The sequence below is a fragment of the Nocardioides sp. WJ219 genome, assembly GCF_058559815.1.
Genome location: NZ_JBZUJV010000005.1, coordinates 341,293 through 360,144, shown reverse-complemented (window position 1 = coordinate 360,144; position 18,852 = coordinate 341,293). Strand labels below are relative to the sequence as shown.

Below are 18,852 nucleotides of genomic sequence, written 5' to 3'. Positions count from 1 at the left end.
CCCGCCCTGGCACCTAGGTTGCCGGGATGGCCGAGCGACACGTCCGACTCGTGATGCCGCACCAGCTCTTCGAGTCCCACCTCGACGCGGCGGCGGGGACGACGTTCGTCCTGGTCGAGCACGACCTGCTGTTCCGCCAGTACCGGTTCCACACGCAGAAGCTGGTGCTCCACCGTGCCAGCATGCGGCGGTTCGCCGCCCGCCTGCGCGAGCAGGGGTACGACGTCGAGCACCTCGAGACCGACGGCCGGACGACCTCGCGCGCGGCGCTGGCCCGCGTGGTCAAGCGGCTCGCCCCGACCCGCGTCACCGTCCACGACGTCGTCGACGACTGGCTGGCGCAGGACCTGACGGCCGCGCTCGCCGACGGCGGCTACCCGCTGGCGCCGGGCGACGTGCTCGACACGCCCAACTTCCTCACCACCCGCCAGCAGCTCAGCGACTACGTCGCCGAGACCGGCGGCACCATGCGGATGGCGCACTTCTACGCCTGGCAGCGGCAGCGACTGGAGGTGCTGGTCACCGACGGCGGCAGGCCGGTCGGCGGGCGGTGGTCGTTCGACGAGGACAACCGCAAGAAGCTGCCACGGGGTCACCCCGTGCCCGAGCCGCAGTGGCCCGACCGGCACGAGGTGGTCGAGGAGGCCATCGCCTGGGTGCGCCGGGCGTTCCCGGACAACCCCGGCGACGCGACCAAGTTCGCGTGGCCGACCAGCCACGACGAGGCCGAGGAGCACTTCGAGGACTTCCTGGCGCGGCGCTTCGCCGAGTTCGGGCCCTACGAGGACGCGCTGCCGAGCGCGCACCCCTGGGTGTTCCACTCCCTGCTCACCCCGGCCCTCAACATCGGGCTGGTCTCGCCCCGGCACGTGCTGGCGCGGGCGCTCGAGGTGGCCGAGCGCGACGAGGTGCCGCTGCAGAGCCTGGAGGGCTACGTCCGCCAGGTGATCGGCTGGCGCGAGTACATGCGCGCCACCTACGTCGTCCGCGGCCGCGCCCTGCGCACCCGCAACCGGCTCGAGCACGGCCGGCCGCTGGCCCAGGGGTGGTGGACGGCCGAGACCGGGCTCGCGCCGGTGGACCACGTCGTACGCCGGGTGCTCGACCACGGCTGGGCCCACCACATCGAGCGGCTGATGGTGCTCGGCAACGCGATGTGCCTGCTGCGCACCGACCCCGACGCGGCGTACGAGTGGTTCATGGAGATGTTCGTGGACGCCTACGACTGGGTGATGGTGCCCAACGTCTACGCGATGAGCCAGTTCGCGGCGGGCGAGGCGATCACCACCAAGCCCTACGTCTCGGGCAGCAACTACCTGCGCAAGATGAGCGACTACGCCAGCCAGGACTGGGACCGCGACGGCGCCGACTGGCAGGCCGCCTGGGACGGGCTCTACTGGACCTTCGTCCGTGACCACCGCGAGACGTTCGAGCGCAACGCCCGCTCGGGCTTCGCCGTGCGCACCTTTGACGGCCTGGACGGCGCCACCAAGGCCCGGCACACGCGCAACGCCCGGCCCTGGCTGCGCTGATGCCACGCCTGCACGCCCTCGAGCTGGTGCCGGACGCCGACGGCGAGGGCGTCGTACGCCGGGACTGGCAGGCGCTGCGCGACGCCGGGCTCCCCTCGATGCTCGACCACCGCGGCGCCACCAACACCCCGCACCTCACGGTCGTCGCGGTCCCGGCGATCGACGCGGCCACTGAGCAGCGGGCGGTGGAGCTGTTGGCGCCCCTGCTGCCGGTCACCGTGCGCGCGTCGGGCCTGGCGGTCCTCGGGCGCCACCAGCTCACGGTCGCGCGCCTCGTCGACGTCGACGACGCGGTGCTCCGCGCGGTGCTCGACCTGCGCGCCGCGACCGCCGGCCACCAGCACCCGGGGTGGCTGCCGCACCTCACCCTGGCCCGGCGCCTGCCGCGCGCGGACCTCCAGCGCGCCGCCGACGTGCTCGGCGCCGACGACGTGACGATCACCCTGGCGACGCTGCGGCGCTGGGACCCCGACGCCGGCACCGTGGCGGTCCTGGTCCCATGACCGGTTCGACGCGTCACGTCCCGGGTGCGGGGTACCGGCGAGCGTCACGGCGTCCGAGCCCAGAGGAGCACCCATGCGCGCGATGGTCTACCGCGGTCCCTACCGGGTCCGGGTGGAGGAGAAGCCGATGCCGCGGATCGAGCACCCTCACGACGCGATCGTGCGCGTCACCACGGCGGCGATCTGCGGGTCCGACCTGCACCTCTACCACGGCCTGATGCCGGACACCCGCGTCGGCCACACCTTCGGCCACGAGTTCGTCGGGGTGGTCGAGCAGGTCGGGTCGGCGGTGGAGGACCTGCGGGCCGGTGACCGGGTGATGGTGCCGTTCAACGTGTTCTGCGGGCGCTGCTGGTTCTGCTCGCGCGGCCTCTACTCCAACTGCCACAACGTCAACCCCAACGCGACGGCGGTGGGTGGGATCTACGGCTACTCCCACACGACCGGTGGCTACGACGGCGGCCAGGCGGAGTACGTGCGCGTCCCGTTCGCCGACGCGGGGCCCAGCAGGATCCCGGACTGGTTGTCGGAGGAGGACGCCGTCCTGCTGACCGACGCGCTGCCCACCGGCTACTTCGGGGCCCAGATCGCCGACATCCGCGAGGGCGACTCGGTGGTCGTGCTCGGCGCCGGGCCGGTGGGGCTGTTCGCCGCGCGGTCGGCGTGGCTGATGGGCGCCGGGCGGGTCGTGGTGATCGACCACCTCGAGGACCGGCTGGCGATGGCGCGTTCCTTCGCCCACGCCGAGACCTACAACTTCGGCGAGCACGACGACGTCGTGGTGCTGATGAAGCAGCTGACCGACCACCGGGGCTTCGACCGTGCGATCGACGCCGTGGGCGCCGAGGCCGACGGCAACGCGCTGATGCACATCACCTCGGCGAAGCTGAAGCTGCAGGGCGGTTCGCCGGTGGCCCTCAACTGGGCCATCGACGGCGTCCGCAAGGGCGGGACCGTCTCGGTCGTCGGCGCCTACGGCCCCATCTTCAGCGCGGTCAAGTTCGGGGACGCGCTCAACAAGGGCCTGACGATCCGCGGCAACCAGTGCCCGGTCAAGCGGCAGTGGCCCCGGCTCCTGGAGCACCTCGAGGCCGGCCTGTTCCGCCCGAGCGACATCGTCACCCACCGCTTCCCGCTCGAGCACGTGGCCGAGGGCTACCACGTCTTCTCGGCCAAGCTCGACGGGTGCATCAAGCCGCTCGTCACGGTCTCGGCCTCGTGACCACCGACGGCCGGACGACCCCGACGACCCGGACGACCCCGACGACCCGGACGACCCGACGAGGCGACCCGAGATGAGCACCACCGACCACGACCCCGACGAGCTGCGCGCCAGGATCCCCGGCTGGGGCGTGGACGCCGACTGGTCGAAGCGGCCCTCCGTGCCGCGCGAGCTGCCGTCCGACGTGCGCGGCGTCCACGGCGACGAGCCGATCCCCCAGCAGACCCCCGACGGTCACCGCGAGCGGTCGATCGAGCACGCCAGGCTGACCCCGGTCTTCGGGACGTCCTGCCCCACCCGCGGCCTGTCCGGCGCCGTACGCCGGCTGTCCTACGCCCGCTGGAGCGAGGCCCGGGCCGCGCACTGGCTGACGCTGATCGCCGCCGACCGCATCGACGTCGCGGAGTCGACGGTCCGGTCGTGGACGCGGGGCCGGCCCGAGCTGCCGTTCGTCCCGACGGGGCTGCGCGCGGAGACGTCCCACCACGGCCTGCGCTCCCGCCTCGGCCAGGGCCGGGTCGACGTCGGGCACCAGCTGCTCGACCCGGTGGTGGTCGCGGCGCCGTGGGTCCTCCTCGGTGCCGGCGGCTACCGGGTCGTCCGGGCGATCGGCAGGCGCGTGCGTCGCTGACCCCTACGTGGTGCGAGGTGGCAAACGCCCGATGGGGTGAGTGTGGCACGGCGTCACACTTAGTATCTTGCCGTCGTCGCCCCCCACGGCTCGTGGTCCTTGGGTGCGCGCAAGTGCACGACCAAGGGGTGGGGGCCCCTCTCCAGGGAACGGTGGGCGGCGAGTGTTCAGATCAGTGCGATGGATCCAGGTGGCGGTGGTCGCCCTGGTGGCGGGCGTGTTGTCGAGTGTCGACGTGCTCACGCCGCCGCGGGCCCTGGCGGGCGTGATCGAGCCGGTCACCTCGGTCTACGACCAGGAGGTCTACGGCGACTTCGTGCTGGTCGGCAACACCGTGCTCCAGTGCGGTCCCAACCAACCGGCCTGCCTCACCGCCGCGAGCCGGCAGACCAGCGGCCACAACAACCTGTACACGATGTCGTTCGCCGACGTCGACGGCGTGGCCTCGACCTTCAACTCCTCCCGCGCCCAGCTGAGCATCCCGACCGGGACCCGGGTCCGCTACGCCCGGCTCAACTGGAGCGGTGTCCGCGAGGGCTCCTTCTGCGAGGCCGGCACGACGGCCGGGACCGTCTTTCCCGCCAACCGCACCAGCCGGGACCCGGTCCAGCTCGCCGTCAACGCCGGCGCCTACTCCTCCGTCGCCCCGGCGTCGTACACCGCTGACACCGGTCCGACGCCGGGCGGCACCGCCGGCGCCCGGCAGTACACCGCCGAGGCCGACGTCACCGCCCAGCTCGCGTCCGTCGCCGGCGGCACGACCGCGACCGTGACCGTCGGCAACGTGTTCTCCGGCTCGGGGCCCGCGTGCCACGGCGGGTGGGCGCTCGAGGTGGTCTACGAGGTCGTCAACCCCGACTGCGCGACCCCCAAGCGGCGGGTGTTCCTCTACGACGGCCACGTCCGCCAGGGCGCCAACGACCCCGCCACCGTCGTCGACGTCGGGGGCTTCCGCGTCAGCGACACCCCCGCCAACGTGGGGGTGATCGCCTACGAGGGCGACGCCGGCATCACCGGCGACACGCTGTCGATCAACGGCACCAACATCCCCGAGCCGCTGACCGGCGCGACCAACAACTTCTTCACCAGCAACGCCCGGGGAGCGAGCGCGCCCGCCTACAGCAACAACTTCTCCGTCGACGCCAAGAACTTCAGCGTGCCCGGCACGGTGATCAAGGTCGGCGACACGAGCGCGCGGCTCTCGCTCGGCACCAGCGGCGACGCCTACCTGCTGCAGGCGGTGGGGCTCTCGGTCGTGGTGCCCAACCTGTGCATCACCAAGACGGTGTCGCCGACGGTCGCGCACCAGGGCGACCCCCTCACCTGGACGATCCGCGTCGAGAACACCAGCACCAGCACGATCACCCAGGCCCGCGTCGTCGACACCGCGGTCCCGGCGTGCGCGCGCAGCCCGCTGGGTAGCGGGACGCTCGCCGGTGGCCAGGTCGTCACCTACACGTGCACCTCTGCGGCCCCCGCCGACGACCTCACCAACACCGCGCAGGCCGTGGGCCGGAGCCCGATCGGCGAGACCATCAGCGGCAGCTCGTCGGCGACCGTGGAGGTCCTCAACCCGGCGATCGACGTCGTCAAGACCGTGGCGCCCGCCGTGGTGGTGACCGGCACCACCGTGACCTACACGATCGGGGTGTCCAACACCGGCGACACCCCTCTGGCCTCGGTGAGCGTCGGCGACCCGTCGAACCCCGCCTGCAGCCGTCCCAACCTCGGCACCCTCGCGGTCGGCGCCACCCAGACCTACACCTGCACCGGCACGATCACCGCCGACACGACCAACACGGTCAACGCCCGTGGCGTCGACTCGCTCGGCCGGGCCGCCACCGACTCGGCCTCCGCGACGGTCGACGTCGTCCGCCCTGCGGTGGCGGTGACCAAGACGGCGAGCCCGGAGGTCGTGCGCACCGGGGGGTCGGTGACCTACACCGTCGTGGTCGCGAACACCGGCGAGATCGTGCTCACCGACGTCGTGGTCGACGACGACCGCGTCGACGCCTGCGACCGGACCTTCGCCAGCCTGCCGCAGGGGGAGAGCCGGACCTACACCTGCACCGTGGATCGGGTGACCGCCGACGTCACCAACACGGTCCAGGTCCGGGCCTCGGGCCCGGTCGGCAGCGTCGTCACCGCGCGCGACAGCGCCGACGTCGACGTCTTCAGCCCGGCCCTCCAGCTGACCAAGTCAGGCGGTCCGGTCACCGACCTGGACGGCAACGGGGTCGATGCCGGCGACCGGGTGCCCTACACCTTCACGGTGCGCAACAGCGGCGACGTCCCGCTGACCGGGGTCACGGTGGTCGACCCGCTCGTCGGTGACGTGGCCTGCCCGACCGGGCCGCTCGCCCCGGGCGCCACCCGGGTGTGCACGGCCGCCTACACGCTCACCCAGGTCGACGTCGACGCCGGGTCGGTGACCAACACGGCCCGGGCCACGGCCACCGACCCGCAGGGCGGTGCGGTGACCAGCGACCCGGCGACGGCCACCACGACGTTCGCCCCCCGCGTCGAGCTGCTGCTCGACAAGACCGCCACCCTGCCGGCCGACACCAACGGCAGCGGTCGCGTCGACGCCGGCGACCGCATCACCTACGACTTCGCCGTCACCAACACCGGCACCACCACCCTGCGCGACGTCGCGGTCCAGGACTCCCGCCTCACCGGCCTCACCTGCGCGGCCACCACGCTCGCACCGCGGGCCTCCACCACCTGCTCCGCGGCGCCGTACGCCGTCACCCAGGACGACGTCGACGCCGGCGCGGTCAACAACGCCGCCACCGCCACGGCGACCCGGCCCTCCGGCACGACCGTCACCAGCAACGTCGACGCCACCTCGACCCCGCTGCCGCGCGGAGGCGCCCTCACCCTCACCAAGACCGCCGGCGCCCCGGTCGACGCCAACGGCTCCGGGATCGTCGACGCCGGCGACCGGATCACCTACTCCTTCTCGGTGCGCAACACCGGCAACCTCACCGTCGGCGGCACCCTCGTCGACGACCCGACGCTCGCACGGTCTGGTGTGACGGTGGCGTGCACGCCCCGCACCCTGGCGCCCGGCGACACCGCGACGTGCACCTCCTCGGGCCCGTACGTCGTCACCACCGCCGACGAGGACCGCGGCGCGGTCCAGAACACCGCGACGGCACGGGGCACGACCACGGACGGCCCGGTCACCAGCCCGCCTGCCAGCACGACCACCCCGGTGGCCGCGCCGGCGCCGTCGCTCACCGTGGACAAGGTCGCCGAGCAGCCCGTCGACGTCGACGGCTCGGGCAACACCGACGCCGGCGACCGCATCCGCTACTCCTTCACGGTGCGCAACACCGGCAACGTGCCGTTGAGCGCCGTCGCCGTCGACGACCCGCGCCTGGCCGCGGCCGGCACCACGGTCGGGTGCGTGCCCGCGGGTGGCCTGGCGCCGGGGGAGACGGCCGCCTGCACCACGAGCGCGCCGTACGTGGTCACCGCGGCCGACGAGGCCGACGGGGCCGTCACCAACACCGCCACGGCGCGGGCCGTGGCGCCCTCGGGTGCCCCGGTCAGCAGTGCGCCCGACTCGACCACCACGCCGGTCGTGGCGCCCGCGCCCGCGGTCCGCGTGGTCAAGACCGTCGATGCCGTCACCGATCCCAACGGCTCCGGCATCACCGACGCCGGTGACCGCATCGCCTACGGCTTCCGCGTCGTCAACGACGGCAACGTCCCCCTCACCGCGGTCGAGCTGGACGACCCGCTCCTGACCGGACAGGGCCTCACCGTCACCTGCCCGGCGGGGCCGCTCGCCCCGGGCGCCGAGCGCACCTGCGTCGCGTCGGGCGGCTACCGGGTGACGGCTGCCGACGAGCAGGCCGGCGAGGTCGTCAACACCGCACGGGTCACGGCCGCACCGCCGCGCGGGGCGCGCGTCTCCGACGAGGACAGCACCCGCGTGCCGACGGTGACCGCGGCTCCCTCGCTGAGCATCGAGAAGACCGCGGGCGCGCCGTTCGACGCCAACGCCAACGGCGTGACCGACGCCGGGGACGAGGTCGACTACACGTTCGTGGTGACCAACACCGGCAACGTGCCGCTGCGGGCCGCGTCGGTCGACGACCCCCGGCTCGCCGGCGGGTCCGTCACCTGCGACCCCGGTGGCCCGCTGGTCGCGGGCGGGTCGACCGTCTGCACGACCGACACGCCGTACGTCGTCACGGCGGCCGACGAGCGTGACGGGCTCGTCCGCAACACCGCCACCGCGCGCGCCACCGACCCCGACGGCGACCCGGTGCGCAGCGACCCCGACTCCGCGACGGTGCTCACCACCGAGCCGGCCCCCGAGCTCGTCGTGGAGAAGAGCGCCGGCACGCCGGTCGACGTCAACGCCTCGGGCCTCACCGACGCCGGGGACCGCATCAGCTACCAGTTCCGGGTCTCCAACCAGGGCAACGTGCCGGTGACCGAGGTCTCCGTCAACGACGCCACCCTCGCCGCCCAGGGCATCACCGTCGTGTGCGCCCCGTCGCGGTTGCCGGTCGGCGCGACCGCCACGTGCGTCGCGTCGCAGGCCTACGTCGTCACCACCGCCGACGAGGCCGCCGGGTCGGTCGACAACAGTGCCTACGCCGAGGGCGTGCTGGCCGGCGGCCGGGTCGTCGTCAGCGCCGCCGACGCGACCTCGACGCCGACGTCGACGCCGTCGCCCTCGCTGGTCGTGGCGAAGGAGGCCGGTGACCCGGTCGACGTCAACGGGTCGGGCCTCACCGACGCCGGCGACCGGATCACCTACTCCTTCACGGTCACCAACGCCGGCAACGTCCCCGTGCGCGGCGTCGAGGTCCGCGACCCGCGGCTGGGTGCCGCCGGCGTCGCCGTCGTGTGCGAGGCCACGACCCTGGCACCCGGTGCCTCCACCGCGTGCCGGGCGACGGCCGCCACCGTCGTCACCGAGGACGACGAGGCCGCCGGCGCCGCGTCCAACACCGCGCGCGCCGCCGGCACCGACCCCGACGGCGACGAGGTCGTCAGCGGCGCCGACTCGACGTCGGTCCCGGTGACCAGCCCGGCGCCGGCCGTCGTGCTGGACAAGAGCGCCGCGGACCCCCAGGACGTCAACGGTTCGGGCATCACCGACGCCGGCGACACGATCGCCTTCACCTTCACGATCACCAACACCGGCAACGTGCCGGTCGACGACCTCGCGGTCGACGACCCGGTGCTCGAGGCGGCCGGTGTCGCCGTGGACTGCGGCACCGCGCCGCTGGCCCCCCGCGCGTCCCGCGCCTGCACGACCAGCGGCGCCTACGTCGTCACCGAGGACGACGAGGCGGCCGGCGCGGTCACCAACACCGCGACGGCGTCGGCCACCGACCCCGACGGCGGCGCGGTCGCCTCGCTGCCCGACAGCACCGCGACCCCCGTCACGGCGGCGGTGCCGGCCCTGGCCGTCGCCAAGGACGCCGCTCGGCCGGTCGACGCCAACGGCTCCGGCCTGGTCGACGCCGGCGACGAGATCGCCTACACCTTCTCGGTCTCCAACACCGGCAACGTGCCGGTCTCCGGGGTGGCCGTCGACGACCCGCGGCTGCGCGACGCCGACGTCACGATCACGTGCGGGGCCACCACGCTCGCCCCCGGGGAGACGACCGACTGCACCGCGTCAGCGCCGTACGTCGTCACCGACGCCGACGAGGTCGCGGGGACCGTCGTCAACTCCGCCACGGCCGGCGGCACCGACCCCGACGGTGGTGCCGTGACGAGCCCGCCCGACGCGACCACCACGCCGGTCTCCACGCCCCGACCGGCTCTGGTCGTGCGCAAGACCGCCGGGACGCCCGTCGACGTCAACGGCTCGGGCCTCACCGACGCCGGTGACGAGATCGGCTACGCGTTCGCCGTCACCAACACCGGCAACGTCCCGGTCTCCGGGGTCACGGTCGACGACCCGCTGCTGACCGGGGCCGGCGTCTCGGTGAGCTGCACGCCCGCCGCCCTCGCACCCGGTGCGTCCGCCACCTGCGCGGCGTCCGCGCCGTACGTGGTCACCGAGGCCGACGAGGCCGCCGGGTCGGTCACCAACGTCGCCACGGCCGGCGCCACCGATCCCGACGGCGACCCCACGCCCCCCAGCGACGAGGCCTCCACGACGACCCCGACCGCCACGCCGGCCCCCGGGTTGCGGGTGCGCAAGACCGCCGACGCCCCGGTCGACGTCAACGGCTCGGGGCTCACCGACGCCGGGGACGAGATCACCTTCCGGTTCGCGGTCACCAACACCGGCAACGTGCCGCTGCGTGCCGTGGTCGTCGACGACCCCCTGCTCGACTCGCTCGACACCGGGATCACCTGCGCCCCGGTGCGGCTCGCCCCTCGCGAGACCGCCGCCTGCGTGGCCGACGACGCCTACGTCGTGACCGCCGACGACGAGGCACAGGGCCGGGTCGTCAACACCGCGACGACGACGGCGACCGACCCCGACGGCGACCCGGTCGGCAGCGGCGAGGACTCCACCACGACACCGGTCCGGGCGCCGCAGCCCGCACTGCGGATCGACAAGGCCGCCGGCGAGCCGGTCGACGCCAACGACTCCGGCCTGGTCGACGCCGGCGACCGCATCGTCTACTCCTTCACGGTCGCCAACACCGGTGACGTGCCGGTCCGGGCCGTCGCCGTCTCCGACCCCAAGCTGGCGGCTGCCGGCATCACGATCAGCTGCCCCGAGCCGCGGCTCGCGCCGGGCGAGCAGCAGGTGTGCACCACCTCGGGGCCCTACGTCGTCACCACCGCCGACGTCGGGTCCGGCGCCGTGAGCAACGTCGCCACCGCCGAGGGCCTCGACCCCGACGGGGGCCGCGTCGTGAGTCCGCCGGCCCAGGCGTCCACGGCCACCACCACGCCCCAGCCCGGCCTGCAGGTCGACAAGCGTGCGGCGGCGCCGGCCGACGTCAACGGCTCCGGCATCACCGACGCCGGCGACCAGGTCACGTTCTCCTTCGTGGTCACCAACGTCGGCAACGTCGCGGTGACCTCGGTGGCCGTCGTCGACCCGCTGCTGACCGGGGCCGGCCTGACCGTCACCTGCGTCGACCGGCGGCTGCCGGTCGGTGCGTCCACCACCTGCTCCACCGACCGTGCCTACGTCGTCACCGACGCCGACGAGCAGACCGGCACGGTCGCCAACTCGGCCACGGCCACGGGCGTCGACCCCGACGGACGAGCGGTCGGCAGCCCCCCCGACACCACCTCGACCCCGGTCACGCTCCCGCAGCCCTCGCTGGTCGTGGAGAAGTCCGCCGGCGAGCCGCAGGACGTCGACGGCAACGGCATCGACGCCGGCGACACCGTCACCTACACGTTCGTGGTCAGCAACACCGGCAACGTCCCGCTCGAGGTGCTGCGCGTCTCCGACCCGCTGTTCCCCTCCGCCACCGGCGGGTTCGTCACCGCGTGCGACGCCGCGATCACCCTGGCGCCGGGGCGCTCCGCGACCTGCGTCGAGCTGACCCACACGGTCACCCAGGCCGAGGTCGACGCCGGCGTCGTCAACAACAGCGCCACCGGGCTGGGCAACGACCCCGACGGCGGCGTCGTGCAGAGCCCGCGCGACGACACGTCGACGCCGCTGGACCGCCGGCCGGCCCTCAACCTGGTGAAGTCCGCGTCCGCCCCCGTCGACGTCAACGCGTCCGGCCTCACCGACCGCGGTGACACGATCCGGTTCTCGTTCACCGTCCGCAACACCGGCAACACCACGATCACCGACGTCGCGGTCGACGACCCCCTCCTCGCGGCCGTCGGCACCGGCGTCACCTGCGCCGGACGGACGCTCGAGGTCGACGGGTCGGTCGTCTGCACCGCCGACGCGCCGTACGTCGTGACCGCCGCCGACGTCGGGGCCGGCTACGTCGCCAACACCGCCACCGCGACCGGCACGGCCACCGGCCCGCTGCGCAGCGCACCCAGCTCGACGTCCACCGCCACCACCCGGCCCCAGCCGGCGCTCGAGGTCGACAAGACGGCCGGCGAGCCGGTCGACGTCAACGGCTCGGGCCTCACCGACGCGGGCGACACCATCCGGTTCACGTTCACCGTCACCAACACCGGCAACGTGCCTCTCGACGACGTCACGGTCACCGACCCGATGCTCGCCGACGCGGGCATCGCCATCGCCTGTCCCGATCGGATCGTGGCGGGGGAGAGCACGTCGTGCACCACCGACGTCCCCTACGTGGTGACCGAGGCCGACGAGCGCAGCGGCTCCGTCGCCAACACCGCCACCGTCGGCGGCACCGACCCCGACGGCGGCGACGTCACCGGGCCCCCCGACTCCACCTCCACCCCGGTCGTCCTCCCGCAGCCCTCGCTGCAGGTCGCCAAGTCGGCCGGCACGCCGGTCGACGTCGACGGCTCCGGGCTGGTCGACGCGGGCGACGAGATCACCTACGCGTTCACCGTCACCAACACCGGCAACGTGCCGGTGACGGCGGTACGCGTCGTCGACCCCACCCTCGAGGCGGCCGGGGTCACCGTCACCTGCACGCCCACGACGCTGTCGCCCCGGGCCACGGCCACCTGCGAGACCGACGGACCCTACGTGGTCACGGCTGCCGACGTGCAGGCCGGCAACGTCGTCAACGTGGCCACCGCGACGGGGACCGACCCCGACGGCGCAGCCACCCCGCCGAGCAACCAGGCGTCCACCACCACCGCGACCACGCAGCCGCGTCCGGCGCTCACGATCGACAAGGACGCCGGCACGCCCGCCGACGTCAACTCCTCGGGGATCACCGACGCCGGCGACGAGATCACCTACGCCTTCACCGTCACCAACGTCGGCAACGTCCCGGTCCGTGGGGTCACCGTCGCCGACGACCTGCTCGCCCGCGCCGGCATCGCGGTCACCTGCGACCCGACGACCCTCACCCCCGGTGGCGTCGCCACCTGCACCGCCGCGGACCCCTACGTCGTGACCGAGGCCGACGAGTCCGCCGGACGGGTGGACAACGAGGCCACCGCCGGCGGCACCGACCCCGCCGGTGGCGAGGTCCGGAGCGCGCGCGACACGACGTCGACGACCACCACGGTGCCGCAGCCGGGCGTGGTGCTCGACAAGCGTGCCGGCGAGCCGGTCGACCGGAACGGCTCCGGGCTCACCGACGCGGGGGACACCGTCCGGTTCTCGTTCACCGTCACCAACACCGGCAACGTGCCGGTGGGTGCGGTCGCGGTCGACGACCCGATGCTGCGTGAGGCCGGTGTCGACGTCGCCTGCGAGCCCGTCGCCCTCGGCCCGGGCGAGGTGGCCACCTGCACCACGAGCCGGCCCTACGTCGTGACCGAGGCCGACGAGGCCGCCGGGCGGGTGGCCAACCGGGCGACGGCGGCCGCCACGGACCCCGACGGCGCCACCCTGGTCAGCCCGCCGAGCACGACGTCGACCACCGCCACCACCCCGCGGCCGTCCCTGCTGGTCGAGAAGACCGCGGAGGCGCCGGTCGACACCAACGGGTCCGGCATCGTCGACGCCGGCGACCGGATCCGGTTCACGTTCGTGGTCACCAACACCGGCAACGTGCCGCTGAGCGGCGTCGGCGTCGACGACCCGCTGGTCGGTGCGGTCGAGTGCGCACCCACGACCCTGCCGGCCGGCCGGGTGGCCACCTGCGAGGCCGGCACGGCGTACGTCGTCAGCGAGGACGACGAGGCCGCGGGCTTCGTGACCAACCGCGCCGCGGCCACCGCGACCGACCCCGACGGCGCCCCGGTCCGCAGCCTGCCCGACACCACCACGACACCGGTGGCCGTGCCGGCCCCGCGGCTGGTGCTGCGCAAGGACGCCGGGGAGCCGGTCGACGTCAACGGCTCGGGCCTCACCGACGCCGGCGACGAGATCGACTTCAGCTTCACGGTGACCAACACGGGCAACGTCCCACTGCGGTCGCTCCGCATCGACGACCCCTTGCTCGGCCGCATCGTCGTGACCTGCCCGGCGGGTCCGGTGCCGCCGGGCGGGCAGGCCACCTGCACCACCAGCGAGCCGTACGTCGTCACCGACGCCGACGTGCGGGCCGGTGCCGTCGCCAACTCGGCCCGGGCCCTCACCACCGACCCCGACGGCGCCGAGGTCGCGAGCCCGCCGGCGACGTCGACCACACCGACGACCGTCCCGCAGCCGGCGCTCGCGCTGGCCAAGCGCGCCGGGACCCCGATCGACGTCAACGGCTCGGGCCTCACCGACGCCGGCGACGAGATCGCCTTCTTCTTCACGGTGACCAATACCGGCAACGTGCCCGTCTCCGCGGTCGCGGTGGCGGACCCGATGCTCGAGGCGGCGGGGGTGCGGATCACCTGCGCCCCGCTGGTGGTGGGCGTGGGTGGCAGCAGCAGCTGCACGGGCGACCGGCCCTACGTCGTCGACGAGGCCGACGAGCAGGCCGGCTCCGTGGCCAACATCGCCACCGCCGCGGGCCGCGACCCCGACGGCGGCACGGTGGAGAGCGGGCCCGCCACGGCCCAGCGGCCGGCGACCCGGCCGGCGCCCGGGCTGGTGCTCGAGAAGGCGGCGAGCGACCCCATCGACGTCAACGACTCCGGCGTCGTCGACGCCGGCGACGAGATCACCTACTCCTTCGTGGTCACCAACACCGGCAACGTGCCGATGACCGACGTCGCGGTGGACGACCCGCTCCTGGGCGAGGCCGGGATCGACGTCACCTGCACGCCGACCCGGCTCGACCCCCAGGGCCAGGCCCGGTGCCGCGCCGAGGGTCCGTACGTCGTCACGGCGGCCGACGAGTCCCGCGGCGTGGTGGCCAACTCCGCCACCGTCGGGGGGACCGACCCGGACGGCGACCCCGAGGTGAGCGGTCCGGCGACCACCGCGACCACGACCACGGTGCCGGCCACCGGGTTGCTGCTCGACAAGCGCGCCGCCGACCCCGTCGACGTCGACGGTGACGGACGCATCGCCGCCGGCGACACGATCTCCTACCTCTTCGACGTCACCAACGCGAGCAACGTGCCGGTCCGCGACGTGCGCATCACCGACCCCCTGGTCGGCACGGTCACCTGTGCACCGGCCCCGCTGCTGCCGGGTGGCTCGACCACCTGCACCGCCGACGCGCCGTACGTCGTCACGCAGGCCGACGCCGACGCCGGCGAGGTGGTCAACACCGCGACCGCCGGCGCGGTCGACCCCGACGGGGACGCCGTCCCGGACGCGGTGGACCGCCTGACCACCAGCACGGACGTCGTGCTGGGCCTGCGCCTGGACAAGCAGGCGGGCACTCCGGTCGACCGTGACGACGACGGTGAGATCGGCGTCGGCGACACCATCACCTACTCCTTCGAGGCCACCAACTCCGGCACCGTGTCCCTCGCCGGCGTCAGCGTCGACGACGACCTGCTGGCCGGCGCGACCTGCCCCGCGGGGCGTCTCGCCCCGGGCGACTCCGTCGACTGCACCGCGGCGCCCTACGTGATCACCCAGGGCGACGTGGACGCCGGCTCGGTCGCCAACACGGCCACCGCCGCTGCGGCGGGTGCCCCGGGCACCGCGGCCGCGGGGGACCCGGTGACCAGCCAGCCCGACTCCACGTCCACCGACCTGGCGGCCCGGGCCGCCCTGACGCTGGCCAAGAGCGCCACGCTGGCCGACGCCGACGGCGACCGCCGCGCCGATGCGGGGGAGACCATCGCCTACACCTTCGCCGTCACCAACACCGGCACCGTCACCGTGACCGACGTCGGCGTGGACGACCCGATGCTCGAGCGGGCCGGGACGAGCGTGGTGTGCCCGGCGGGCCCGGTCGGTCCGGGAGACACCGTCCGCTGCACGGCGACCTACGAGGTCACCCGGGACGACCTCGACGGACCCGTCGAGAACGTCGCCACCGCGACGGCGGAGGACCCGGACGGCGCGCAGGTCGCCAGCACCCAGGACGCGGTGGCCGTGCCCGTGGACCGGGACGACTCCCCGAGCGACCCGCCCACGACGAGCGACCCCGACCCGGGCGGCACCGACACCGACACCGGTAGCGACACCGGCAACGACACCGGCACCGACACCGACGACGGGTCCGACGGCACCGGCGACGGCGGCTTCCTGCCCGACACCGGCGGCGTGGCGTTCGTGTTCCTGCTGCTCACCGCCGGCCTGCTGCTGGCGGGTGCCGTCCTGATGCTGCTCGGCCGCCGCAGAGATCGAGAGGACACCCCGTGACGACGTTCCGCCGGTTCCGGCAGCCGAGCCTGGCTGTGTCGACGCTGCTCCTGGCCCCGCTGCTGCTCGGTGGGTGCTCCGGGGACGACGACGGGCCCGACCCGGGGTCGGGGACCGGCACGGGCACCACCTCCGAGGCCGCGCCGGCACCCGAGGTCGACACCGCGAAGATCTCGCCGAGCGACCTGCCCCCGGTCCCCACCCTGCGCAGGGCGGAGGGGGCGCTGGGCGACGTCGAGTTCGGCGACTGCGGCACCGACGAGGGGCGCCAGGTGGTGCGCGGCACGATCACCAACGCGGCCGACGAGCGCTACGACTACGCGCTCACCGTCAGCTGGATCAACGACACCTCCGACGTGCTGGCCCGCGCGGTGGAGGTGGTGCGTGACGTCGGCCCCGACGGGTCGACGGAGGCGAGGCTCAAGGCGCGGGTGCCGGCCGGGGTCTCGGAGTGCACGTTCTTCGTCGAGCGCGGCCGCGCCTGACCGCGGGTCGTCCGACCTGGACTAGATTCGGCCGACGTGAGCGAGACGAGCGGCCCGACCGCCCTGCCCGTGCTGACCGCCGAGGAGCAACGCGTCCTCGGCAGCCTCCTGGAGAAGGAGGTGACGGTGCCGTCGACCTACCCGATGACGGTCAACGCGGTGCGCACCGCCTGCAACCAGAACAGCAGCCGCGAGCCGGTCGTCGACTACGACGAGCGCGTGGTGCACGAGACGCTGCGCGAGCTCAAGCAGCGCGACCTTGCCGCGGTCACCTGGGACGACCGCGGCCGCCGCACGCTGAAGTACGTGCAGACGCTGTCGGTGCGCCTCGACCTGGCCGACGACGAGCGGGCGCTGGTCACCGTGCTGCTGCTGCGTGGTGCCCAGCCCCCGGGTGCCCTCAAGGCCCGCACCGAGCGGCTGCACACCTTCCCCGACCGCGGCGCCGTCGAGGCGTGCCTGGCGCGGCTGGCCGGCCGCGACCTGCCGCTGGTGCGCGAGCTGCCGCGCCAGCCCCGCGAGCGCGAGAGCCGGTGGATCCACCTGCTGGGCCCGGTGGAGCTGCCGGCCGACACCGCCGCTCCCGCCGCTGACGCGGTCGACCGCGACGTCGTGCTCGCCGACGGGCCCGCGGCGCGCGACGCCAAGGTGCGGGCGGCCTACGGCGCCGTCGCGGCGTCGTACGCCGAGGCGCTGACCGGCGAGCTGGCCGGGCTGCCCTTCGAGCGCTGGGTCCTCGACCGCGTCGCCGCGCACGCGGGCACCGACCCCGTGGTCGAGGTCGGCTGCGGGCCGGGCCACGTCACGGCGTACCTCGCCGAGGCCGGCGCCGACGCCACCGGCATCGACCTGGCGCCGGAGATGGTCGAGGAGGCCCGGCGCCGCTTCCCCGACGGGGTCTACGAGGTCGGCGACCTCAGGTCGCTGATGCGGCCCGTCAACGGACCGGGCTGGGCGGCGGTGCTGGCGTGGTACTCGCTGATCCACCTCGCCGCCTCCGAGCTGCCGGGCGCGGTGGAGTCGCTGGTGCGGCCGCTGCGCCCCGACGGCTGGCTGGTGGTGGCGATGCACGCCGGCGTCGAGGTGCGCCACCACACGTCGTGGTTCGAGCAGGAGGTCGACCTCGACTTCGTCCACCACCAGCCCGCGGAGGTCGCCGCGCTCGTCGAGCGCGCCGGGCTCGTCGACGTCGAGTGGTACCGCCGGGGCCCCGTCCCCGCCCGCGGCGAGACGTCGGAGCGCCTCTACGTGATCGGCCGCAAGCCCTAGGGCGCTGGGTCCTGGTCCTGGGGACCACTCCCGTCCCAGCGGGCGGCGCGGCTGGTGGCCGGGACGACGACGTGCACGGCGTTGCGCTCGAGCCGGAACGTCAGCGGCGTCTCGGCGATCACCTCGCCGTCGAGGTTGACCGGCTGGGGCGGGTCGGTGACCACGCGGACCGCGGAGGTGACGGCGTGGTGGACGTTGTCGTGGTCGATGAACTCGCCGGTGCGGAACATCCGGGCGATGGAGACGTGGTCGCGGATCCGGGCCTTCTCGATGCAGTAGACGTCGAGGGTGCCGTCGTCGATGCCGGCGCCGCGGGCCACGGTGAAGCCGCCACCGTAGTGCCGGCCGTTGCCGACGGCCACCTGGAGCAGGTCGTGGGCCTCCAGCGGCGGGTGGTCGCCGTCGGGGAACTCCAGGCGCGCCGAGAACGGGACGTGGGTGCGGTAGGCGAGGGCCGCCGCGGCCGGGTAGGCGAGCGGCCCCATCCGCTTCTTCATGCCGGGCGTCAGCCGCGCCGTGGTGGCGACCGAGAGGCCGAGGGACGCGACGTTGAGGTAGGGCAGGTCACCGGCGCGGCCGAGGTCGATGTCGACGACCCGGCCGTCGACCAGGGCCGCGACCGCGCCGTCGAGCTCGCGCGGGATCTCCAGCGTGCGGGCGAAGTCGTTGGCGGTGCCGAGCGGGAGGACGCCGAGCAGGGTGCCGGTGTGCGCGACCCGGCCGGCCGCGCAGCCGACCGACCCGTCGCCGCCGCCGACCACGAGCAGGCTCGGCTCGCTGGCGATCGCCTCGTCGAGGGTCGAGCCGAGGTGTGAGCCGTCGGGGGCGGCGTACAGGGTGACGGTGCCGGCGCCGGCGGCCCGCAACCGGTCGCGGGCCAGCTCGCCGGCCTCGCGGCCCTTGCGGGAGCCGCCGTTGACCACGAGCGCGACGTCGGCGAGGGAGACCGTGGGACCTGGTGGCTGGTGACCGGTGTCGGGGGCGTCCATGGCCCCGACT

8 protein-coding genes are annotated in these 18,852 nt (G+C 74.4%); 7 read left to right on the top strand and 1 reads right to left on the bottom strand.

Features of this window, described 5'->3' with window-relative positions; translation table 11 throughout:
• The first annotated feature begins 26 nt into the window (after positions 1-26).
• The 7 genes from AC4MBH_RS14720 to AC4MBH_RS14690 all read left to right on the top strand — a co-directional run bounded on the left by AC4MBH_RS14720 (position 27) and on the right by AC4MBH_RS14690 (position 17,853).
• A complete protein-coding gene (locus AC4MBH_RS14720) occupies positions 27-1,532 on the top strand; it encodes a cryptochrome/photolyase family protein (protein ID WP_491795650.1) in 1,506 nt (501 codons plus the stop codon).
• Positions 1,532-2,035 carry a 2'-5' RNA ligase family protein gene (locus AC4MBH_RS14715; RefSeq protein ID WP_491795649.1) on the top strand — a complete coding sequence of 168 codons (504 nt, stop codon included), beginning with the start codon at positions 1,532-1,534 and terminating at the stop codon, positions 2,033-2,035. Before AC4MBH_RS14720 ends, AC4MBH_RS14715 begins: the two co-directional genes overlap by 1 nt.
• A 73-nt stretch (positions 2,036-2,108) precedes the next feature.
• Positions 2,109-3,257, top strand: a complete 1,149-nt coding sequence (locus AC4MBH_RS14710) for a zinc-dependent alcohol dehydrogenase (protein ID WP_491795648.1) — start codon at positions 2,109-2,111, stop codon at positions 3,255-3,257.
• A gap of 73 nt (positions 3,258-3,330) precedes the next feature.
• Positions 3,331-3,888, top strand: coding sequence for a hypothetical protein (locus AC4MBH_RS14705; protein ID WP_491795647.1), 558 nt, complete (start codon positions 3,331-3,333; stop codon positions 3,886-3,888).
• Between the two features lie 175 nt (positions 3,889-4,063).
• Positions 4,064-16,099: a DUF7507 domain-containing protein gene (locus tag AC4MBH_RS14700; protein ID WP_491795646.1), complete on the top strand. Its 12,036-nt coding sequence runs from the start codon at positions 4,064-4,066 to the stop codon at positions 16,097-16,099.
• Positions 16,096-16,584, top strand: a complete 489-nt coding sequence (locus AC4MBH_RS14695) for a hypothetical protein (RefSeq protein ID WP_491795645.1) — start codon at positions 16,096-16,098, stop codon at positions 16,582-16,584. The genes AC4MBH_RS14700 and AC4MBH_RS14695 overlap by 4 nt, the downstream gene beginning before the upstream one ends.
• A gap of 36 nt (positions 16,585-16,620) precedes the next feature.
• Positions 16,621-17,853, top strand: coding sequence for a DUF480 domain-containing protein (locus AC4MBH_RS14690; protein ID WP_491795644.1), 1,233 nt, complete (start codon positions 16,621-16,623; stop codon positions 17,851-17,853).
• Here the strand turns inward: AC4MBH_RS14690 and AC4MBH_RS14685 are convergent.
• The gene (locus tag AC4MBH_RS14685) at positions 17,850-18,842 is read right to left on the bottom strand and encodes a lipid kinase (protein ID WP_491795643.1); all 993 of its coding nucleotides are present in this window, start codon (positions 18,840-18,842) and stop codon (positions 17,850-17,852) included. The genes AC4MBH_RS14690 and AC4MBH_RS14685 overlap by 4 nt on opposite strands.
• Positions 18,843-18,852: the final 10 nt, after the last annotated feature.